The sequence below is a fragment of the Methanolobus vulcani genome (assembly GCF_006546655.1).
Classification (GTDB): domain Archaea; phylum Halobacteriota; class Methanosarcinia; order Methanosarcinales; family Methanosarcinaceae; genus Methanolobus; species Methanolobus vulcani_A.
Genome location: NZ_VIAQ01000006.1, coordinates 147,338 through 167,682, shown reverse-complemented (window position 1 = coordinate 167,682; position 20,345 = coordinate 147,338). Strand labels below are relative to the sequence as shown.

The following is a 20,345-nucleotide window of genomic DNA, read 5'->3' as shown; positions in this document are numbered from 1 at the left end:
AAACGGTGATTAATTGGAAGCTACATTCACACATATCGAGAACGACCGTGCGGTCATGGTGGACATCAGTAAAAAGGACATAATTGTGAGAAAGGCAATAGCTTCCGGGGAAATTGTCCTTAATGATGCGACTATTGAGAAGATACGCACAGGTAGCGTTGAAAAAGGTAATGTGCTTTCCACCGCGCGCGTGGCTTCAATTCTTGCGGTGAAGAAGACTCCGGAACTTATTCCTATGTGTCACCAGATTCCAATTACCAAAGTGGATGTAGATTTTTTAATTTATGGGAACATTGTTCGTGCAACTGTAGAGGTTCGTTCTGTCGGAAAAACCGGTGTTGAGATGGAGGCACTTACAGGTGTCTCAGTTGCCCTGCTTACTGTGTGGGACATGGTCAAGTCTGCAGAGAAAGATGAGACTGGCAATTATCCTGCCACTGGTATTCAAAATATAAAGGTTCTTGAGAAAGTCAAAATGAACCAAAACTAATGTATTTGAGGGATGCATTAGAAATCATTCAAATCATTCTAATCAATTATCCTAAATTAATATTAATTAAATCTTAAAGAGGTAAATTATTTGAAAATTATAGGAGGACCAGCATCCCAGGCTCTTTCATCAAGGGTTGCAAGAGAACTTAATATTGAGCCTACTGTATGTGACTTCACAAAATTTCCGGATGGGGAGCTATATTCTCGCATACTTGATGAGGATGTGGATGAAGTTACTATTATTCAGAGTACAACAACGGATTCTGATCTTGTAGCATTATTACAGCTTATTGATGCCTGTGAGGATTCACCTGTCATCAATGTGGTTATACCATACATGGGCTATGCCAGGCAGGATAAAAAGTTCAAAAGCGGTGAGCCAATTACCGCAAGAGCTATCGCAAGGACAATTAACGCTGACAGGATCTTCACAGTAAATATACATGAATCAAGTGTTCTGAATTATTTCAATGCCGATGCATTCGATCTGGATGCTTCACGTCTTCTGGGTTATCACATCAGGTCACTGAACCTGTGCAACCCTCTCATCGTCTCACCTGATAAGGGTGCAATAGCTCTTGCAGAGAACACAGCTGCTGATGTCGGACTGGAGTACGATTACCTTGAAAAGACAAGACATTCCGGTGATTCAGTTACTATCAAGGCAAAGAATGTCGATGTAATGAACAGGGATATTATAATTATCGATGACATGATTGCAACCGGTGGAACTATGGCTGAATCTATCAAACTGCTGAAATCACAGGGAGCAAAGGATGTCTACCTTGCATGTGTGCATCCGGTTCTTGCAAGAAATGCGGTGCTTCGCCTGTACAACGCAGGGGTAAAAGATATTATAGCTACCGACACAATAGAAAAGGTGCAGAGTTGTGTCAGTGTGGCACCTCTTATAGCCAATGCTTTAAGAAGTATCTGAACATTAATATATTGAGGTTTGATAATGACGTTACCCGATGTTTGTCCCAAAGACGGAGTTTCCCAGTGTAAGAAAAAAGCCTGCCACCTTTACGTAGTAGACTGGCGTACCGGGGACGAACAATGTGTAATAGGGTACCGCTCAACCCACAAAGAGCTTTCAAGGTCCACTCCTATGGAAGATACCTATGCTGAAAGTACACGCATGAAGCTTCAAAAGAAAGCTCCTGTAGAAAGAAAATCCTGGCCTGAACCAGAACAAAGTACAGAAAGGCGTCAACATCTTCAACGCCAGCCAGTTCCTGCAGAAGCTCCCACAGAGATTGCCGGTCTTCCTCCAAAAGAACCGATGTCTCCTGTTTGTCAGGAGGAGGTAGTGGTAAATGATAAGGATACCACGGTTTTTGAAGCTCGCAAAGATGATCAAAAGGAAGAAAAAAAGAGAAAGTCTCTGGATGAATTGATGGATCTGGATCTTCCTGAAGATTATGAGGAAAAGTTCTGGGACTAACTCTTCTGAAATGTCATGACGGCTGGAATACTTTGCAGGGTATATGATCTGCTTCTTGATGAACTTGGACCACAATACTGGTGGCCGGCAGATACGGCTTTTGAAGTTGTAATCGGGGCTATGCTTACCCAGCAGACAAAATGGACCAATGTGGAAAAAGCTATAGAGGGCTTAAAGGAGCATGGTCTTCTGGAAGTAGAATCTCTTGCTGAAGCTGATACCGAGCTTATAGAGGAACTTGTGCGGTGTTGCGGTTTCTACCGGCAAAAAGCTTCAAGATTAAAGGGCATGGCAACTTATTTTGCAGAAAATGGTATGGTAAATATTTTTTCCCGGTCTGTGATGGAACTCAGGAAAACCATACTGTCGCTCAAAGGAGTTGGTAATGAAACTGCTGACAGCATAGTGCTTTATGCTGCCAACAAACCAAAGTTCGTTATAGATGCTTATACGACCCGAATGATGAAGTGCATTGGCATTGAGGGCAACTATATGCAGTTACAGCAAAGGTTTGAGGCTGAACTTCCCGAAAACGTAGATATCTATAAGGAATACCACGCCCTCATAGTTGAATATTCAAAAGCCTATTGTGGCAAAAAAAGATGTAATGAATGTATTCTGAAGGATTTGAATGAGAATGGATATTGAGACCTACAATAAAATATACGAAAGCCTTGAGAGTGTAGATGACGTGAAGAAATTGTCACGTAAGTTCTCGCAGCCCATAGGTACTCTCCATTCAATATTGAATCAGAAAACCGTTACAAAGGTCAAGAGAAATTTCTCCAGGGTAAAGAATAAGTCTCCAAGGCATCTGAGGCAGTGGAAGAAAGGAAAAAGCATTATTGAAATAGCGAAGAAGAATGATATTCCTGCAACTCTTATAGTTTCCATGCTGCTTAAGGAAATGGGTATTCCCAAGAAAGGCTTTATCAGGAATCTTGATGACCAGCCTGATGGCCGTCTTAAAAGAGAAATAATTGCAGCCATGGAATCCGATTTCTTTTTCTCTCCCAAAGCTCATGCGCTTCATGCAGAGAAAGGTGAAATGGGAGAGTCTATTCTTGCAGAGTGGCTTGATGAACACGAAATAACCTACAGGTCAGAAAATGACCTGAGGGATGAAGGCTTTTCAAAAACTCCTGATTTTCTGCTGGATTCAGAGATTGTGATCGATGGAATCGATATTTTCTGGATAGAAAGCAAGGCTCTTTTTGGTGATGAGAAAGAGCACGAATATTATATTAAAAAGCAGTTCAGGGAATACGAAGAGAATTACGGCACCGGTATGATCGTCTACTGGTACGGTTATATAGATTCGCTTAGTTACAATGGGAATCTGATAAAAGATTACAGGTTCTTCAATAAGGACCGCGATACCATAGAAGAACTTCTGAACTTCAAGACATACTGGTAATCATTTTCCAGCATTTTATTGTATCTTTTTCAGTTCAGACATGACATTTTTCGTATATACCTGATACACACCCTCTTCGTCATATACTACAACTTCCTTGTTGATGGTGGCATGATTTGCATGGACTACAAGGAATGGCCAGAGCTCATTGCTCTCCGGATCGCGCTGGTTTTTCATGTTGAAAATATCTTCTGAGGCGCTTAATGAGATCCTATGCATATTTTCGGTAATACGGGTCATAATAAAATGAACAGTAATTTTTTATTAATACTTTTCGTGTTGACTTTATATGTGATAAGAATCTGTCCGTAAACGGACAAAATACTCTTATAAGATTCCTATCAGGATTTTTCTGTTAAGCAAAGATTATAATAGTAACAATCATCTAAGGTTACTGACTCCGGAGCATCCGGACATTACAATATTCTCATCATAGATCGGTGAAATCATGGCAGATATTACACATTGGGCAGATGTCATCGCAGACGAGGTGCTGGCAAAAGGCAAGAAGCACCTTGTTGCAACAGGCATCACACCCTCAGGTCACATTCATATTGGTAACATGCGCGAGGTCGTAACTGCAGATGTAGCATTCAGGGCTCTTCAAGACAAAGGGGCTAATGTCGAGTTTATCTACATTGCAGACACATACGACCCATTAAGAAAGGTTTATCCTTTCCTGGACGAAAGTTATGCGCCACACGTAGGCAAACCACTTTCAGAGATTCCATGCCCATGCGGTAAGCATAAGAATTATTCCGAACACTTCCTTGAGCCATTCCTTGCAGCTCTTGAACACCTGGGAATCCACCCAAAGGTCTACAGGGCAGATGAGCTTTACAAGGAAGGTGTCTACGTAGAAGCTATCAAGCAAGCTCTTGTGAAAAAGGATGAGATCGCAGTAATCTTGCAGAAGAAATCCGGTAAGACTCCGGTAGATACATGGAACCCGTTCAACCCGATATGCAATGACTGTGGAAAGGTAAACACTACTACAGTAACAGGTTTTGATCTTGATGCTGAAACAGTGGACTATGAGTGTTCATGCGGAAGCAAGGGCACAGTCCCAATGAAGGGCGGCGGAAAGCTTACCTGGCGTGTTGACTGGCCTGCAAGGTGGAAGGCTCTTGGTGTTACCGTTGAACCATTCGGCAAGGACCACGCTTCAAGAGGCGGTTCATATGATACCGGTGTTGATATTACCAGAGATATTTTCGGCTATGAGGCACCACATCCAATAGTCTATGAATGGATCATGCTTGGTCAGAAAGGTGCAATGTCATCATCAACAGGTGTTGTTGTTTCAATTGAAGATATGCTCAAGGTGGTGCCACCTGAGGTACTGCGTTACCTTATCATCCGTACAAAACCTGAAAAGCACATCAGGTTCGACCCTGCATTACCGCTTCTCACACTTGTGGATGAGTTTGAGCGCCTTCAAACAAGTGACAAGGCAACAGATTACGATAAGAGGATGATAGAGCTTTCACATGCAGCAGGACTCTGTCACACTGATATTCCATTCAAGCACATGACAACAATCTATCAGGTTGCTGCAGGTGACTTTGATAAGATCATGAATATAGTGAAGAGAGCAGGATACGACACCAGCAATGAGGAATGCATACGTGGGCTTGTTGACAATGTTGGCAACTGGCTTGAGATGTATGCTCCTGACAATGCAAAATTCAGTGTCCAGGAAGAACTTCCAGTAAGCACTTCACAGCTCAATGATCTTCAGAGGGCTTTCCTCAGTTCTTTATCAGCTATACTCGACAAGAGTGGTGAACTGAATGGTGAGGATTATCACAACCTTGTATATTCCGCAAAGGAAGCAGGTGCCGAACTTAACACCATGATCGCTGATGCACTTAATGCGGATTCAGCTTCACTTGAAGTAAATCCAAAGGAACTCTTCAAGGCGATATATATCTCAGTTCTTGGACAGGCTTCAGGCCCAAAGGCAGGCTGGTTCCTTTCATCCTTAGAGAAGGACTTCCTTGCAATTCGCTTTAAGGAAGCAGCAGATTATAAGCCCTGATCCTGATCATGGCGAACAATTCATTACCAGGCAATGACTTTCAGGGCAAATCTCATTTCCTTGCCTGGGATGAAGAATACAAACATGTGACCTGGGGTGGTCCCAGGTCGATATCGATGCTGGAGGGTTTCATCTCTTCCAGTTCACTAATTCTTGATCTTGGCTGCGGTAATGGCAGGTTTCTCTTGCCGCTTTCCCGTAAGTACAATACTATCGGTACGGATGTCTCGGCAACCGCAGTGAGAAGGGCCAGAGAATATCTTAAAAAAAGCAATGTTGAAAGTGATAAAAGAGCTGAATGCATTGTTTCAAGTATAACATCAATTCCTTTTTCTAAGAACTCATTTGATGCAATTCTATGTCTTGGAGTTTTGCAGCACCTTCTGGAAGATGAAAGAAAGCAGGCAATTTCTGAGATCAAAAGAGTGATGAAAAACCGTGCGATTTTTGTGCTGGAAGTTTTCGGAACTGAGGATATGAGATACGGTGGCGAGTCTGTGGAAAAAGACACCTTCATCAGAAAAAATGGTATCATATACCACTATTTCACTAAGGATGAACTGGCATCACTGCTCGCTGGATTTGAAATTCTGGAAATTAAAAACCTTGTGTCAGAAAAAAAGTTTCATGGCGAGCCACACAGGCGCCATCAGATAAGAGTAATTGCACGTCTTCAGAATGCGATTCCAAGATAATTCAGCCCAATAATAAGAAGTGCACCTACTATACCCCCAATTGCGCACACTAAAATAACTATCCATGTGTATGCTATATTGAGGCCAAGTACAAGGTTTGCAACAACCAGTATGATAAGACCCAGAACTGTGTTAATTACCATGTTCTTTATGGTCTTCAGCACTTTCCAGAGGATGATAGCGACTATTATAGCCACTATAAGAGTTATTATTTCAATTGCCATAATCACCACTTTTATATTACTACGATAAGTATTTAATGATTACTAAAAAATTAGTGTTTGTTAGCATCATTCAGGAATTTAGTGATGAATTCTTTCATTTCATCAATATCATGGTAATCTTTGCAGATTATCCTCTTATCACCAAGAAGCATCGCAGAAACATTCGCTTCAGGAACATTCAGGCACAAGACTGGAATTTCTCTCTGGAGTGCGCTACAGATCTCATAACCAACACCAATTGATGGTGTACTCACCTCTGCTATCATGCACTCACTTTTTTCAAGGAATTGCATATCCCTGATGTATATATCTTCCTCGGAAAGCAATGATTCAGTTTTTTCAAGTTCAGGGTCAGCCACATGCCAGCTAAGTACTTCATGGCCGCTGTCCTGAAGATAATTGCACATCTCCATGTAAGTGGATAGCATCTGCCTGCCGCCCCTGATGGAAGCTGAAAGGAATACTCTCATTGCACACCTCTGTGATAGTGCCCTCTGGTGTGGAATTCACTAACATCGCTTCCCTGCCAGATGTGTTTTGTATCACCAGTGTAGTAAGCATCAATATTTGCCCTGTATGCCCTTGTGACCATGCCAACGTTGTAATCATCCATGTTCCTTGCATCTATCCTGAGTCTGGAAAGCCCTGCTTTGATAAGCTGGGGGGTATCATCCAGCAGGCATAGTTCTCTGGAATTGAATACGTGGGTTCTGCACTGTGAATCAGTTTTTATAGGGAACTCAAATCCCTTTTCATCGATAATCTCAAAATTACCACTCTTGCACTGGGAACCACAGTTAAAACCATTTTCATCTTTCTGTCCGAGCACACCGCCTATAAGACAGTGTTCCGACTCCATTATCTGAATCTGTCCATGAGCAATATATTCGCAATCACCATATTTTGCGATATCAGTAATCTGTCCAAGATTCATCTCAGTTGAAAGTGTGACCGCGTTTGCACCTTTTTCTTCAAGTGCATGAAGGCTGTGTTTGTTGAACACATTCATGGAACTGTCAGTCAGTATTTTCAGACCGTAACTGCGTGCAATTTCAAGAACACCAAGGTTCGCTGCAATGATTCCTTCAAATCCCAGTTCTTTTGCAATCTTAATTTTTTCTTTCACATTCTGGAATTCTGAGTCTTTCGTTATGACTGGAGTGTGCATATAGAGTGGAATCTTCTTTTCAGTTGCAAGCTCTGTCATTACTTTCCATTCAAGAGTTTGAAGCTCTTTAAGTGAAACATCAATGTAAACAAGGTCTGCTCCGCTTTTCAATGCGGAATTGAGCTTTTCCGAACTATTGACACTAACCGAAAGCAGTATTTTCTTCTCCTCGCTTTCAGTATCAACTTCTATTTCTGTTTCTTCTTCCAGGATTTCAGAACTCCTGTCATGTGCCGGTCTTCTGAACTTTTCGATTCTGATCTTTTCCAGTTCAGTGGTTGCTTCGGTTCTTGCATTATTCAGTTCTTTTATAGGTATGAATGCATCACCCGGCATATCAACTTCAATTTTCTGAGCTTCAAAAACAGTATTTCCGGTTTTTGCGAGTTGTTTTTTCACATCATCTTCTGTAGTAGGTCTTTTCTGCGACTTCTCTACAATGTAGTCAGAAACAACAGTTGGTATGTTATTTTCGTTATCAGAAAGTGAGAGTTCGAGCTTCTCACCGATGAGTGCTTTGAATTTTATGGAAACCGGTACCTTGCGTATTGGTGAAGGAGAACTGTAGGAAGCCTGCAATTCTTTCATCAGGGAATCATCAAGTGTCCTGTAAACGGTGGTTCCATTCTTAGGAGGCTGGTCAAAATTGATTGTTATGATATCCCTATTGCCAGCTTTCTTTTCAAGTCTGTTTCCAATGTAGATTCCTCTGACAATAGTACCGGCATCCCTGCTGCCTTCAAAGCCTATACCGTCCCCGACTTCAAGGTCTCCGGTTAGTGTGATCTCCATTCTTTTGAACTTATTATTGAATCCGCTGACCTTTCCAACAACAATCCCCTGATTGTGCGGTCTTTGACGGCTCATCAGATCTCCAGCTGGATCGCCTTTGAAGTATCCGGTAGTGAACTCGCGGTTAAATAACTGCTCAAGATTCTCCTTTTCTTCATCGGTTACAAAATAGTTGTCCGGGTCTTCTGCAAACCTGTCAATGAGGTTGCGATAAATCCTTACAACGCCTGCAACATATTCCGGACGCTTCATTCTGCCCTCTATCTTGAAGGAATCTATTCCTGCTTTAATGAGTTCAGGTAATATTTCAGATGTATTCAGGTCTTTAGGACTCAGAAGGTAGCTGCCTTCAGTTTTGATTTCCTTTCCATCCCTTCGTAATCTGTACTGTTTACGGCATGGTTGGGCGCAATATCCGCGATTGCCGCTTCTACCGCCTATCATACTGCTCATGAGGCATTGGCCGGAATAACAGATGCAAAGTGCGCCATGAACAAAAGCTTCAATCTCTGCTCCCGTTTCAGTTTTTATCCTTGCAATCTCTTCAAGTGAGAGTTCTCTTGCAAGCACAATTCTCTTAACTCCCATCTCATTCAGGGCCTGCACGGCTTCCGTATTGTGTATCGTCATTTGGGTGCTTGCATGGATTGGGAGTGATGGAACTTTTTCCCTTGCAAGTTCCAGAAGTCCCATATCCTGTACAATGATGGCATCAGTTCCAAGTTCATCAAGGGTGCACATGAGCTCAAGTGCTTCTTCCATTTCACTGTCCTTGATGAGTATGTTCATGGTGACATAAACCTTAACACCTCTCAGGTGAGCGAAGTCAAGTGCTTCACTGAATTCTTCTATGGTGAAATTGCCTGCGTATGCCCTGGCGCTGAAATCCTTTATTCCAAGGTACACTGCATCTGCTCCGTTTTCAACGGCAGCTATCAGTGATTCCATGTTTCCGGCAGGAGCTAATAGTTCGGGGGTTTTAAGCATGATAATCGCTCAGATGAGGTGAGAGTATATAAAAGCCCCTCTTGCTTTCAAGAATAGAAAAGACTCACTGTTTTATGCAAAGGTAGGTTGCCATGAAACCCTTTTTATGTACGTATTCCTCAATTTTGAAACCTGCCTGTTCGATAAGTCCTTTCATGGTCCAGTCAAAGGTTGAGTATTCTTCCTTGATGTGAAGTTTCATTGCTTCCACAACCTTATCATCTGCTTCAGTCGGCATATTCTGGAATAGCTGAGAGAAATATTCATCGAAATCCTGAATTTCTGATGAAAAAACCACATCTTTCAGGAAGAATTTCCCTCCCTCTTTTAGCATTGAGTTGATGTTTTTCAGAGCTATAAGTTTCCAGAAATCAGGCAGATGATGCAATACAAGCTGGGTGACAACTGCATCATATTTTGTCTCACCGGAATCAAATGTCAGAAATCCTGCATTGATGAACTTTATATTTTCTCTTTGTCTGAATTTTGCTTTTTTCTCTGCGAAATCAAGCATCTTCTGTGAAATATCCAGTGCCGTTACCTTTTTGCAATACTTTGAAAGCTCAATGGAAAACTCTCCGGTCCCGCACCCAATCTCCAGAATCTCATTCTCCGGCTGGATGTCGATGAGTTTGCACATGGTTTCAGCTTCTCCGGCAATGTTGCGGATGCTTCCCATTTTCCTGTCATAGTTCAGGACTTCATCTTCACTTTCATAATCCGTTCCAACTTGGATCAGTTCATCGTAATACCATTCAGGCAATTTTTTCATAAGCATTCCTTCTGGTTATCTAATATCTTTTAAATGAATAAGGAACTGTTGCTGAATTTAATTAACCAATAAATGAGGGTAGAAGTAGCGGAAAACTGAGGATAATATAAAAAGGAGAGGAAAAGAAATTATTTCTTTTCCTTTTTCAGGAAGAACTTATTCAGCACAAAAATTCCGGCGAGGACAACAAACAGATAATACAGTGATCTGAATATCGGTCTGTACTGGTATTCAAACCATGTGCTGATAATTTCGCTAACTGAGAAATACAACTGAAGTGTTGCAAGGGCGATTATGATGCCTACCAGTGCAAGCATACCATTCCTGAAATGTTCTTCAGCTGTTTTTTCTTTTTTCTCCTTTTTTGCTGTTTTAGGAACAAAGCTTTCCCTCTCTTCCTTCAGTTCCACATTTTCATTATCCTCACTCATTGCAATCTCCTCCTCACGATGTATAGTGCTGCGATAAAACCAATTACTGCAAACGAACACGTAAATCCTGGTGTTTCTTCTTCTACAGTATCTTCGGTAACATCATCATATTCCCAGTTGTAGTCCTCTTCATCTAGCTCCATCAGGAAGTCGGCTGTATTGATATTTTTATTCTGCACAAGCTGGTCCCTGTCAATCACTTTTTCCGGGTTAAGCTGTACATAATCCTCGTCTGTCTTGACGATGGTGTTTCCATCCCATACACTGATCTCTACAACATAGTTATAGCCGTCAGGTACCGTTAAATTCACACTTCTGATGGCAGTTTCTTCGGGTTCTATCTCACCGGAGCTTGTCCATTCCTTATCTGCAACAAGGCGCGCATCCATTTCCCTTGCCTTGATGAGTATGCGATAATCCTCAGAAGTTTCAAGTCCTTCATTCTTGAGGTAAATATCATTCTGAATTACCACTCCCTTGGAGCTTGTTTCACGCACCAGGAAATCAATAGTTTCTATTTGGATGCCGGTATCCTGCATGTCGCTCTGAAGAGTATCGAGTCCTGAAAGTGTCATTTTTCTCTCAAAACTCAGTTTTCCATCATCCATTATGCTTGTACTGATGCGATAATCCTCACTTTTCAGAAGACTGATGCTCTGGCTGACAGCCTTAGTTTCCCATTGTTCTATTGGTCCTATCCTTTCTTCCTGTTTCTTCTCAAGAAGTCCGGTATTTTTGTTGAATACTTTCAGGACAACGGTTGCATTACTGTCGCTGTCAGCACCCATGTTCTCTACATAAGTGGTTACATTGAGCCAGACATAAGTGCTTTTCACACTATCTGCCGAGAGCTCAACGTCCCTTATCCCCAAATAAGAGCTTTCCTGTTCATCGAAGTCACGCAAACATCCGCTGGATGTTGCCGAAACCAGAACAATAAGCAGTATGAGGAAAGAATAAATTGAACGTTTCTGTATCATTATATCCCCGATAAATAGAGGTGAGGATACTATTTATACATTGTTAAATACTTTATATATACACAAATTTAGTGAAAAAAGTGTAATGTGGAATTTGAACTAAAAGTTTAATTAAAATTTAAAATTTAATCCGTACAGATGCACGGATTTTGCTTGCATGTAGGGCAATGATCTGGATATTTTTCCAGAAACGCAGCTTCAAGGTCAATATCATATAGGTTTGCCAGCGCTCCTATCCATGCAAAACAGTCTGCAAGCTCTTCCCTGATATTCTCCATATCTTCCCTGCGGATAGCTTCTGCAAGTTCGCCTATTTCTTCCACAAGCCAGAGCGTTGTTGCGGCTGCACCTCTTCTCCTGTCGTTGTGTGCGTAAAGGTCGTACATACGTTTCTGGAACTCGGAGATTTCCATGTCTTAGCCTCCTGAAAATTTAGCTGGAATATTTTAGAGCCTTACAGGGATATTCTTTTCCTTCAGATACTCTTTCACATCATTTACAGTATATTCGCCGAAGTGGAATATGCTTGCTGCAAGTGCTGCGTCGGCTTTTCCTTTTGTAAAACCTTCGTACATGTGCTCAGGATTGCCAACTCCACCGGATGCGATGATAGGGATTTCAAGCTCCTCTGAAAGCTTTCTTGTGATCGGGATGTCAAAACCATCATATGTCCCATCCTTGTCCATACTGGTAAGGAGAATTTCTCCGGAACCAAGTTCCTCCACCTTCTTTGCCCACTGGACAGCATCGATTCCTGTTGGCTGCCTGCCGCCATAGATTACCACTTCATACCATGCAGGTGTCCCGTCCTCAAGCTCAAGGATGGTCTTGTTAGGATTATTTTCAACATCAAGGTTGCGTCTGCAGTCGATTGCTGTAACAATGCACTGTGCTCCGAATATATCGGATGATTCTTTAATGAGGTCTGGATTCTTTACGGCTGCTGTGTTAATGGATACCTTGTCAGCGCCTGCCCTGAGAATCTGGCGTATGTCCTCGATGGAGTTTATTCCGCCGCCTACTGTAAGTGGAATGAAAACTTCATTTGCAGTCCTTTCGATGACCTTAACCATTGTTCCTCTACCTTCATGGGATGCGGTGATATCAAGAAATACAAGCTCATCGGCTCCCTGTTCATTATATCTCTTGGCAAGTTCCACAGGGTCTCCTGCTTTTCTCAGGTCTACGAATTCTATTCCCTTGACAACGGTTCCGCCTTCCTCATCAAGCGTAACGTCAAGACATGGTATGATCCTTTTTGTAAGCATGTATGACTTGTCCCTTTCACTGCATTTGATTATTTGTTTCTGCCATGCTGATGGCAGATGCTGTATTTAATAAGAAGATATCGAGTTTTTATTTAATACTTCTTATTGTTGAATTCAAAAAAGAGTATGCATAAAAAAGTATTTTTCATGTGATTAGTGGTGTGTTCCAACATGCTCTATTTCAAACTCTTCACTTTCGGTATGCAGTTCAAAAAACATACAGGTTGAAATTGCAGGTTGAGTGTGTATATAGTGCTCTTTTCCTTTAGATGCTATAAAATAATCGTAGTCAGATGACGAATAAAATATATCTGCTTCTCTAAAAGGGTTGACCCATTTAACTACAAGTCTGAGGGGTTTTTTAACCTCTATTGTATCTCCTGGTCCTATTTCGTAGTATCTCTGCCATGAATACTCTCCATTTTCACTGGAAATGCTTGTGGTAACTTCGTGTGCATATTGGTCAGTGTTGGTAATTGTGTAAAATGGTTCGATTGATGGGAAAAACAAAAAGCTGGTTTTTAATAAAAGAAGAATAATAAACAAAATAGCAATTTTTTTCTCCTTCCGGTCCAATTTATCACCTCATATGTGAGTGAAAACTCAGATTTAATGCTAAAAGTCCATATACCTTGTATTTTAATGTCATACTAAAATTTAATTAATCTGTTGTCATGTTATCCTTATTTGATTCTGGAAAGAAAAGTGAGTTAAAGATTTCCAAAAATGTTTATTATCATCTAAATTTTACTTCAATTATCTTTATTGGAAACTCTATACTTTTATTATGCAGTTCTAACGATATACCGGTTGAAATTCCTGGTTCAAAATCCGTGGAATATTCATATTCTCCTGAAGTTACGATATATGTGTATTCCGATACTGAGTGGAATGTATTTTCTTTTCTAAATGGATTAAGCCATTTAATTACAAGACTGAGAGGTTTTTTAACCTCTATTGTTTCTCCTGGCTCAAGTTCGTAATATTCCTGCCATGAATATTCATCATTGTAACTTGAAATACTGATATTAATTTCTTGTGTATATTGATCCGCATTAGTGATCGTGTAGAAAGGTTCTACTTCTGGAAAAAAGGATAGAATAATCAGCAGTATTATCAGATAATATAGTGGTTTGAGGTTCATTTTTGCTCCATAATTCAAATTTTACTGTCCATGTAGGTGTCAGTTAACATGTAACCACAAATAAAGATAATTACTGTATTATTTAAATTTAATTGCCATGTTGGCAATTAAGACATTTCATAATATAACTCACTAAAGAGTAATACAAGAAATAGTGGACGTTAATGGATAAAGACAACATCACAAGTACAATTCGAGAAATTAATTCCGAAATCAAAACTCAGTTCAAAGCTGAAGTAATCGGGATCTTTAGTTCCTAAGTCCGTGGAGAGCAACATAGTGGGAGCGATGTTGATGTGCTTGTGAGATTTGAAAGTGGAGCCACACCTTTGACCTTGTGGGTCTTTCTGATTATCTCAGAGTAATTTTAGGTGTTCCAGTTGATGTTGTTTCTGAAAAAGCACTTCACCCAATGGTGCATGATGATGTGATGAATGAGCTGGTGGTTGTTTGAAATCTCCTTTGCTTTAGCTTTATTTATCAGAGATTCTTTAAGCTGTTCAAGAGAACAAAACGCATTTATCCGTTGGAGTCGTCAGCAGAAGGCTTTAGAAACATTTTCTGAGCTAGGATTGTATAAGATCACTGCAAGCATCGCTTTCAAGGCTACACAGGGAATTTTTGTAGGGTCCGAAATTCAATCCCACAAGGAAACTTCCTATATGGTCCTTATTCTTGATACCCAGTTTTGATTTAATATATTCATCAGTCAATTTCGATGGTGATGCTATCATAGCTTCAGAAACAAATGCCAGTTTTTCGACTTCTGGGCATGGTTTAGCATCGATAACTATCATCGGAGCGCTAAAGGAATACTTAACATTTTTGAATTTCTTACGATCGATGACTATGTTTCCAAATATCCGATATTTGCCGGACTTTTTCAGCCTTTCAATTTCAGCGGCATCAGTAACATCTTCTCCTATAACTTCTCCCCGGTGGACAATTTTCAGGTTATTTTCAGGCCATTCATAATCCCTATTTGTGATATAAGATATCAATAAGTCTGAGCCAAGAGCCTGTTTCATTCCTACGTTGTTCTTTTTACCAAAACAACATGAACTATTCTGCTCATCTTTTTCCTCAAGCCCGATGATCTCTTTCCTATCATATTCAGTAATCAAAAATGCTTTTTCGATGCCTTTTCTATTGTAAAGAATGGAAATAGCCTTTTCAACAACATCCTGCTCTGAAAATTGCATTCCACTGTCAAATACACTCATTTTTTCACCAAGTCAAGTTAAGTTGTCTTTAATGATGGATATGTGGGTTATAATATAAGTGTGTTGGCCCGATGTAATATATCTATGCCGGAAGTATTAGAGTGACTATCTTAACAAGTTTACTTGTTGTTTCGGTGAATTAACTCAAACAAGCTTGTAGGAGGAAAGTGATTCTTTGAGTATACTTTTTAGGGATCTGCAGAAAGCTGGAATATAAGTATGTTATTGATTTTCATCTTCAAACCAACAACACCGCAATAACCCCTGCCAGGAAAACTCCATCGAAAGTCCCCGCGCCACCAATACTAACAACAGGCGCGCCCAGCTTCGTTATCGCGCGCATGTTCAGCAGGTCGGCTCCTATCAGGGTTCCCAGGGTGCCGCTGATGTAGGCTACTGCGAAGATGAGGTCATGCTGGATACCGGTGATGGAGACAACCAGAATGGAACTCATGGCAGCAGCGATAGGTGGGAGGAGTGCAGGGGAAACAATTCCCACACCTCTGACAGGTCTTGCAACTGCTTTTGTGATAATGGCCACCATCAGGGTTGCGTAGAGTACTTCGATTGCAGAACCCGGGAAAAGTCCAAGCAGGTAGACAGAAACAATAGTTGGTATCAGTGCACCGCCTACGTTGATAGCTATTGTTGTCCTGGTTTTGTGAGTTTCCTTGAAAGGAACCCTGTATGAAACTCCAAAAATCTTCACATACTTGCTATTCTCGATCGGGACTTTAGTTTCAATGGTTTTAAGAGGGATATTGATACTACTTCCAATAAGAGATGCAAGAAGCAGGATAAGAGCATCGTTCCATGAAAATCCTATTTTGCTGAAAGCGCTGCTGACCAGCCCGTAAAACAGCACAGAAATACTAAACGCCAGCACAAAGGCCAATATAATAGTGAAAACAAACTTAAAAGGATTATAGAATATCCGATGCCTCATAGAAATAGTGTGCTAATTATCAGTATATACTTTTTTGGGTCTTCATGTGTAAATCTCAGGTGAATTAGCAGGAAAATCAGCAGGCGAATCAGGCAAATCCTGTGATTGCCTTTGAACCTGTGAAATTCTCCTTACTGATAGCATCACCATTGAACACTTCTTCACTGATCATAATAGGAGCATTGTTACGAAGAGCAATTGCGATACAATCACTAGGCCTTGCATCAAATTCCATGCTGTTGCCATCCTTTTTCAAGGTCATTCTGGCATAATAGATATTGTCTTTCTTCTCATCTATGAGAATCCTTTCAACCTCAGCTTCAAGCCGTGAAAGTATGGAAATTATAAGATCATGTGTCATCGGCCTTGGCATAGTCTCATTCTTCAGCACCGAACTGATAGACAAAGCCTCAGTCTGTCCAATATGTATCGGCATTATCATTCCATCCTTATCCTCAAGCATCACCGCAGGCACAGCTCTGCCAAAGATATTGATCATATAAACGCCCTTTACGGTGACTTCCTTAATGTCGCTTCCAGTTTCCATATTATTAACAACAGCCTTCCCTTTTCGCAGTTTATCTCTGTATCCACAGATGTTTAATAAGTATCCTTACTTAACTCTTTCTTTTCACTCTCAGGCCAAACCCACCTGCTCCGGGTGTTTCAATTACAAAAACATCATCCTCGTCCATCTCTGTAATACCCCTGCCACCAAGCTCATCGATCTGTGAATTTACGGCTATGATAACGTAATTTCTACCAGTCTCCCCGTCCTCTCCACCATTCAAACCCCGTGGTGCAAACTTCCTGTGACTGGAAATAATAGCAGCTCTCATAGGTTTCAGGAACCTTATCTTCCTGACAACACCATCTCCTCCATGATATTCACCCTCACCACCACTGCCTTCACGAATAGAGAATTCCTCAAGCCGCACCGGGAATCTCCATTCCAGAACCTCCGGGTCAGTAATTCTGGAGTTTGTCATATGAGTCTGCACAGCACTTGTCCCATTAAATCCTTCTCCTGCACCAGACCCCCCGCATATGGTTTCATAATACTGGAACTGCTCATCTCCAAAAGTAAAATTGTTCATGGTCCCCTGCGAGCCTGCCATAACTCCCAGCGCACCGAAAAGAGAATCAACGATATACTGCGACGTTTCGACATTTCCAGCCACTACAGCCGCAGGATATTCAGGATTCAGAATGCTGCCTTCAGGAATAGTTATCCTGAGCGGTCTCATACAGCCTTCATTAAGCGGAATATCCTTATCAACAAGCGACCTGAATACATAGAGTACAGCCGCCTTACAAACAGCAACAGGAGCATTCAGATTTCCAGAATGCTGCTCTGAAGTGCCGCTAAAGTCAATATGAGCTTCCCGCTTCTCATGGTCAATTCTCACTTTAACACACACGACAGTTCCGTCATCAAAGGAAAGTAAGTATTCCCCATCTTTCAAAACCTCAATAACTCTTCTGACAGATTCCTCAGCATTATCCATCACATGCTGCATGTATGCCTGTACAGTCTCCATTGAAAAGTGCTCAACAAGTTTCAATAGTTCCCTGACACCTTTCTCATTTGCAGCCACCTGTGCTTTCAGGTCAGCAATATTCTGGAATGGATTTCGTGCAGGATATTTGCCTGAATTAAGCCACTCTGCAACCTCATTTTCAAGGAACTTCCCGTTAGCGACAATATGCTGTCCTCCGGTAATCACACCTTCCTCATCGATGTGCCTGCTCTCCGGCGGAATCGATCCAGGAGTAATTCCGCCAATATCAGCATGATGTCCCCTTGAAGCTACATAGAACTCAACATTTTCATCATGGAATACAGGAGTTATAACCGTAATATCCGGCAGATGTGTTCCACCCTCAAACGGAGAGTTCAGCATGAAAACATCTCCTTCTTCCATATCAGGAAACTTCCTGGTAATTGCCTTTACACTCTCTCCCATGGAGCCGAGATGCACAGGTATGTGAGGTGCATTGGCTATCAGGTCTCCGTCCCAGTTGAAAACCGCACATGAAAAATCAAGTCTCTCCTTGATATTGACCGAATAAGCAGTATTCTGGAGAGTATAACCCATCTGTTGTGCAATGGACATGAACCTGTTATTGAATATCTCAAGCATCACTGGATCAGCCTCAGTTCCTATAGATTCCCTCTTTGGCAAAGGAACAACCCTTTCAAGCACTAATTCCTGATCTTTTCTGAGTTCTGCTTTCCATCCCGGTTCAATTATTACAGTTGTGTTAGTTTCAACAATTATAGCCGGTCCGGGAACTCCATCTCCGCCAAATTTTAGTTCTTCTCTCCTGAAAACAGGTGTTTTGTGGAACTCTCCACATGTGTACATTGTAGTTTCAGGAAGCCTGGTATTTTCTTCTTTTCTTGAAACTGAACTGTCAGAAAGAGAACCTTCCTGCATTTTTTCTCCGGAACCTATTATTTCAGTAGATACAGCTTCTATGAATAGCTCCTTGTTCTCCATCACAAAACCAAAACGGCTTTTATGCTCATTCTCAAAAGCAGTTTTAATCTCAGTTTCAGTACCAAAATCAACAATAATGGAAGTTCCTGCCTCCTTGTACTTGACATGAACCTTGTGCAGTGCGTTGATCTTTTCATCTGCAACTCCTTGCATTTTCATTTCTTCTCTGCCGGTTCTTTCAAGTTCAGCAACAACATCTTGCAGCTCTTCAATAAGGCTGCTTTCAAGTTTTTTCTCAACAGCCTGTTCTTTCATAATTCTCTGGTCTGCAAGTCCCATTCCATAAGCCGAAAGGACGCCTGCCAGAGGATGTATCAATATCCTGCTAATTCCAAGTGCATCTGCAACACCACAAGCGTGTTGTGCCCCTGCTCCTCCGAAACAGCAAAGAGCGTATTCCTTTGTATCATAGCCACGCTGGATGGATATTTTCTTGATGGCATTTGCCATGTTTTCGATTGCTATTTTCAGGAAACCTTCGGCAATCTGTTCAGCACTGTTTTTCTCTCCGGTGAAATCACTAACCTCCTGTGCCAGAGCAGAAAACTTCTCTTTGACCACCTCCAAATCAAGTGGCATGTCTGCATTATGTCCGAATACATGGGGGAAATGCTTCGGGTCAATTTTGCCAAGCATCAGGTTGCAGTCTGTGATAGTGAGAGGTCCGCCTTTCCTGTAACATGCAGGTCCGGGTTCAGAACCTGCGGAATCCGGTCCGACTCTGAATCTTCCTGCTTCAAAATGTAGTATTGAACCTCCGCCTGCTGCAACAGTATTAATATAAAGCATGGGTGAGCGCAGATGAACACCGGCAATTTCAGTCTCAAAACTCCTCTCATATTCCCCGTTATAGTGAGCTACATCTGTGGAAGTCCCACCCATATCAAAAGTGACAATTTTGTCAAAACCTGCTTTTCCGGAAGTTTCTACAGCTCCTACAATACCACCGGCAGGTCCGGAAAGAATACAGTCCTTGCCCCGGAACTGGCTTGCTTCCGCAAGTCCCCCGTTGGACTGCATGAACATGAGTTTTGTATTGTTACCACCGGCTTCAAGTGTGGCAGTTATCATATTGATATATCTTTTAAGCACCGGGGAAAGATACGCATCAACGACCGTGGTTTCACCACTGCTGATAAATTTCATCAGCGGGCTGACCTTGTGTGAAAGTGAGATCTGGGTAAATCCAATTTCCTCTGCAATTTCACGAAGTTGAATCTCATGTTCAGGATACCGGTAAGCGTGCATGAGTACGATAGCAACAGAGCGTATTCCTGATTGGTATATTCTCTCAAATTCCAGGCGTGCACTTTCAGTATCAACAGCTTCTAACTCCTCACCCGATGCACTGTATCGCTCATTTATTTCGATGACTTCATCATAAAGCAAATCCGGAAGCTCGATCTTCAATGCAAATATGTCAGGTCGGTTCTGGTATCCAATTCTGAGTGCATCCCTAAATCCTCTGGTGATTATCAGCGCAGTTGGCTCACCTTTGCGTTCAAGGAGTGCGTTTGTTCCTACGGTGGTTCCCATTTTGATGGAAGCTATGTTTTCAGTTGGGAGTACATCTTCAGAGTCCAAGCCGAGAATAGTTCTGATGCCATGCATTGCAGCATCGGTATAATGTTCAGGGTCAACTGAAAGCAGTTTGTGGGCAACCAATTGTCCGCCAGGTTTTCGGGCAACAACATCAGTGAACGTGCCACCCCTGTCTATCCAGAATTGCCATTTTTTGTTGATAGAAGCCATCATATTTCCGTCAATTAGCGATTTGTATTATTATAAAATATGCTACGCTAAATGAACTCATC

Annotated in this window: 22 protein-coding genes; 7 read left to right on the top strand and 15 right to left on the bottom strand. The window is 41.6% G+C overall.

The annotated features are described in order from the left end of the window. The first annotated feature begins 13 nt into the window (after window positions 1–13). The 5 genes from moaC to FKV42_RS01315 all read left to right on the top strand — a co-directional run bounded on the left by moaC (window position 14) and on the right by FKV42_RS01315 (window position 3,356). The gene (gene moaC, locus FKV42_RS01335) at window positions 14–490 is read left to right on the top strand and encodes a cyclic pyranopterin monophosphate synthase MoaC (protein WP_154808437.1); all 477 of its coding nucleotides are present in this window, start codon (window positions 14–16) and stop codon (window positions 488–490) included. Between the two features lie 90 nt (window positions 491–580). After that, window positions 581–1,429 (top strand): ribose-phosphate diphosphokinase, encoded by an 849-nt coding sequence (locus FKV42_RS01330; RefSeq protein ID WP_154808436.1) that lies wholly within the window; start codon window positions 581–583, stop codon window positions 1,427–1,429. A gap of 24 nt (window positions 1,430–1,453) precedes the next feature. Further along, window positions 1,454–1,939 carry a hypothetical protein gene (locus FKV42_RS01325; RefSeq protein ID WP_154808435.1) on the top strand — a complete coding sequence of 162 codons (486 nt, stop codon included), beginning with the start codon at window positions 1,454–1,456 and terminating at the stop codon, window positions 1,937–1,939. Between the two features lie 15 nt (window positions 1,940–1,954). After that, window positions 1,955–2,587, top strand: coding sequence for an endonuclease III domain-containing protein (locus tag FKV42_RS01320; protein WP_154808434.1), 633 nt, complete (start codon window positions 1,955–1,957; stop codon window positions 2,585–2,587). Next, on the top strand, window positions 2,571–3,356 hold the full coding sequence (locus FKV42_RS01315; protein WP_230375387.1) for a C15orf41 family protein: 786 nt from the start codon (window positions 2,571–2,573) through the stop codon (window positions 3,354–3,356). The genes FKV42_RS01320 and FKV42_RS01315 overlap by 17 nt, the downstream gene beginning before the upstream one ends. A gap of 15 nt (window positions 3,357–3,371) precedes the next feature. On the opposite strand, the gene FKV42_RS01310 is transcribed toward FKV42_RS01315, so the two are convergent. After that, on the bottom strand, window positions 3,372–3,596 hold the full coding sequence (locus FKV42_RS01310) for a hypothetical protein (protein ID WP_154808433.1): 225 nt from the start codon (window positions 3,594–3,596) through the stop codon (window positions 3,372–3,374). Between the two features lie 208 nt (window positions 3,597–3,804). On the opposite strand from FKV42_RS01310, the gene lysS reads away from it, so the two are divergent. Both lysS and FKV42_RS01300 read left to right on the top strand, forming a co-directional pair. Continuing rightward, window positions 3,805–5,397, top strand: a complete 1,593-nt coding sequence (lysS, locus tag FKV42_RS01305; protein WP_154808432.1) for a lysine--tRNA ligase — start codon at window positions 3,805–3,807, stop codon at window positions 5,395–5,397. An 8-nt stretch (window positions 5,398–5,405) separates the two neighbouring features. Next, window positions 5,406–6,092 carry a class I SAM-dependent methyltransferase gene (locus tag FKV42_RS01300; protein ID WP_154808431.1) on the top strand — a complete coding sequence of 229 codons (687 nt, stop codon included), beginning with the start codon at window positions 5,406–5,408 and terminating at the stop codon, window positions 6,090–6,092. Here FKV42_RS01300 and FKV42_RS01295 read toward each other — a convergent pair. The 14 genes from FKV42_RS01295 to FKV42_RS01225 form a co-directional block, all read right to left on the bottom strand. Continuing rightward, complete coding sequence (locus FKV42_RS01295) at window positions 6,071–6,316, bottom strand: pro-sigmaK processing inhibitor BofA family protein (protein WP_154808430.1); 246 nt, start codon at window positions 6,314–6,316, stop codon at window positions 6,071–6,073. The genes FKV42_RS01300 and FKV42_RS01295 overlap by 22 nt on opposite strands. A gap of 50 nt (window positions 6,317–6,366) precedes the next feature. Continuing rightward, complete coding sequence (locus FKV42_RS01290) at window positions 6,367–6,786, bottom strand: TIR domain-containing protein (protein ID WP_154808429.1); 420 nt, start codon at window positions 6,784–6,786, stop codon at window positions 6,367–6,369. Then, window positions 6,783–9,263 carry a U32 family peptidase gene (locus FKV42_RS01285; protein WP_154808428.1) on the bottom strand — a complete coding sequence of 827 codons (2,481 nt, stop codon included), beginning with the start codon at window positions 9,261–9,263 and terminating at the stop codon, window positions 6,783–6,785. Before FKV42_RS01285 ends, FKV42_RS01290 begins: the two co-directional genes overlap by 4 nt. A 64-nt stretch (window positions 9,264–9,327) precedes the next feature. After that, window positions 9,328–10,035, bottom strand: coding sequence for a class I SAM-dependent methyltransferase (locus FKV42_RS01280; protein ID WP_230375385.1), 708 nt, complete (start codon window positions 10,033–10,035; stop codon window positions 9,328–9,330). A gap of 128 nt (window positions 10,036–10,163) precedes the next feature. Further along, window positions 10,164–10,466, bottom strand: a complete 303-nt coding sequence (locus FKV42_RS01275; protein WP_154808426.1) for a hypothetical protein — start codon at window positions 10,464–10,466, stop codon at window positions 10,164–10,166. Continuing rightward, window positions 10,463–11,446 carry a DUF7490 domain-containing protein gene (locus FKV42_RS01270; protein ID WP_154808425.1) on the bottom strand — a complete coding sequence of 328 codons (984 nt, stop codon included), beginning with the start codon at window positions 11,444–11,446 and terminating at the stop codon, window positions 10,463–10,465. Before FKV42_RS01270 ends, FKV42_RS01275 begins: the two co-directional genes overlap by 4 nt. 125 nt (window positions 11,447–11,571) lie before the next feature. Beyond that, window positions 11,572–11,859, bottom strand: a complete 288-nt coding sequence (locus tag FKV42_RS01265) for a MazG nucleotide pyrophosphohydrolase domain-containing protein (RefSeq protein WP_091710482.1) — start codon at window positions 11,857–11,859, stop codon at window positions 11,572–11,574. 33 nt (window positions 11,860–11,892) lie between these two features. After that, on the bottom strand, window positions 11,893–12,714 hold the full coding sequence (gene hisF, locus FKV42_RS01260; RefSeq protein WP_154808424.1) for an imidazole glycerol phosphate synthase subunit HisF: 822 nt from the start codon (window positions 12,712–12,714) through the stop codon (window positions 11,893–11,895). 153 nt (window positions 12,715–12,867) lie between these two features. Continuing rightward, the gene (locus FKV42_RS01255) at window positions 12,868–13,290 is read right to left on the bottom strand and encodes a hypothetical protein (protein ID WP_154808423.1); all 423 of its coding nucleotides are present in this window, start codon (window positions 13,288–13,290) and stop codon (window positions 12,868–12,870) included. A 160-nt stretch (window positions 13,291–13,450) separates the two neighbouring features. Continuing rightward, complete coding sequence (locus FKV42_RS01250) at window positions 13,451–13,858, bottom strand: hypothetical protein (protein WP_154808422.1); 408 nt, start codon at window positions 13,856–13,858, stop codon at window positions 13,451–13,453. A gap of 566 nt (window positions 13,859–14,424) precedes the next feature. Then, window positions 14,425–15,081, bottom strand: a complete 657-nt coding sequence (locus FKV42_RS01240) for a hypothetical protein (RefSeq protein WP_154808421.1) — start codon at window positions 15,079–15,081, stop codon at window positions 14,425–14,427. A 238-nt stretch (window positions 15,082–15,319) separates the two neighbouring features. Further along, window positions 15,320–16,027: a DUF1614 domain-containing protein gene (locus FKV42_RS01235; RefSeq protein ID WP_154808420.1), complete on the bottom strand. Its 708-nt coding sequence runs from the start codon at window positions 16,025–16,027 to the stop codon at window positions 15,320–15,322. Window positions 16,028–16,115: 88 nt separating this feature from the next. Then, window positions 16,116–16,574, bottom strand: coding sequence for a bifunctional nuclease family protein (locus tag FKV42_RS01230; protein WP_154808419.1), 459 nt, complete (start codon window positions 16,572–16,574; stop codon window positions 16,116–16,118). Window positions 16,575–16,644: 70 nt separating this feature from the next. Beyond that, on the bottom strand, window positions 16,645–20,283 hold the full coding sequence (locus FKV42_RS01225) for a hydantoinase B/oxoprolinase family protein (protein ID WP_154808610.1): 3,639 nt from the start codon (window positions 20,281–20,283) through the stop codon (window positions 16,645–16,647). Window positions 20,284–20,345: the final 62 nt, after the last annotated feature.

Excerpts from the sequence above, each read along its gene's own strand:
- FKV42_RS01325 (WP_154808435.1), top strand. The coding sequence starts at position 1,454 with ATGACGTTACCCGATGTTTGTCCCAAAGACGGAGTTTCCCAGTGTAAG.
- FKV42_RS01320 (WP_154808434.1), top strand. The coding sequence starts at position 1,955 with ATGACGGCTGGAATACTTTGCAGGGTATATGATCTGCTTCTTGATGAA.
- FKV42_RS01315 (WP_230375387.1), top strand. The coding sequence starts at position 2,571 with ATGAGAATGGATATTGAGACCTACAATAAAATATACGAAAGCCTTGAG.
- FKV42_RS01310 (WP_154808433.1), bottom strand. The coding sequence starts at position 3,596 with ATGACCCGTATTACCGAAAATATGCATAGGATCTCATTAAGCGCCTCA.
- lysS (WP_154808432.1), top strand. The coding sequence starts at position 3,805 with ATGGCAGATATTACACATTGGGCAGATGTCATCGCAGACGAGGTGCTG.
- FKV42_RS01300 (WP_154808431.1), top strand. The coding sequence starts at position 5,406 with ATGGCGAACAATTCATTACCAGGCAATGACTTTCAGGGCAAATCTCAT.
- FKV42_RS01295 (WP_154808430.1), bottom strand. The coding sequence starts at position 6,316 with ATGGCAATTGAAATAATAACTCTTATAGTGGCTATAATAGTCGCTATC.
- FKV42_RS01290 (WP_154808429.1), bottom strand. The coding sequence starts at position 6,786 with ATGAGAGTATTCCTTTCAGCTTCCATCAGGGGCGGCAGGCAGATGCTA.
- FKV42_RS01285 (WP_154808428.1), bottom strand. The coding sequence starts at position 9,263 with ATGCTTAAAACCCCCGAACTATTAGCTCCTGCCGGAAACATGGAATCA.
- FKV42_RS01280 (WP_230375385.1), bottom strand. The coding sequence starts at position 10,035 with ATGAAAAAATTGCCTGAATGGTATTACGATGAACTGATCCAAGTTGGA.
- FKV42_RS01275 (WP_154808426.1), bottom strand. The coding sequence starts at position 10,466 with ATGAGTGAGGATAATGAAAATGTGGAACTGAAGGAAGAGAGGGAAAGC.
- FKV42_RS01270 (WP_154808425.1), bottom strand. The coding sequence starts at position 11,446 with ATGATACAGAAACGTTCAATTTATTCTTTCCTCATACTGCTTATTGTT.
- FKV42_RS01265 (WP_091710482.1), bottom strand. The coding sequence starts at position 11,859 with ATGGAAATCTCCGAGTTCCAGAAACGTATGTACGACCTTTACGCACAC.
- hisF (WP_154808424.1), bottom strand. The coding sequence starts at position 12,714 with ATGCTTACAAAAAGGATCATACCATGTCTTGACGTTACGCTTGATGAG.
- FKV42_RS01250 (WP_154808422.1), bottom strand. The coding sequence starts at position 13,858 with ATGAACCTCAAACCACTATATTATCTGATAATACTGCTGATTATTCTA.
- FKV42_RS01240 (WP_154808421.1), bottom strand. The coding sequence starts at position 15,081 with ATGAGTGTATTTGACAGTGGAATGCAATTTTCAGAGCAGGATGTTGTT.
- FKV42_RS01235 (WP_154808420.1), bottom strand. The coding sequence starts at position 16,027 with ATGAGGCATCGGATATTCTATAATCCTTTTAAGTTTGTTTTCACTATT.
- FKV42_RS01230 (WP_154808419.1), bottom strand. The coding sequence starts at position 16,574 with ATGGAAACTGGAAGCGACATTAAGGAAGTCACCGTAAAGGGCGTTTAT.
- FKV42_RS01225 (WP_154808610.1), bottom strand. The coding sequence starts at position 20,283 with ATGGCTTCTATCAACAAAAAATGGCAATTCTGGATAGACAGGGGTGGC.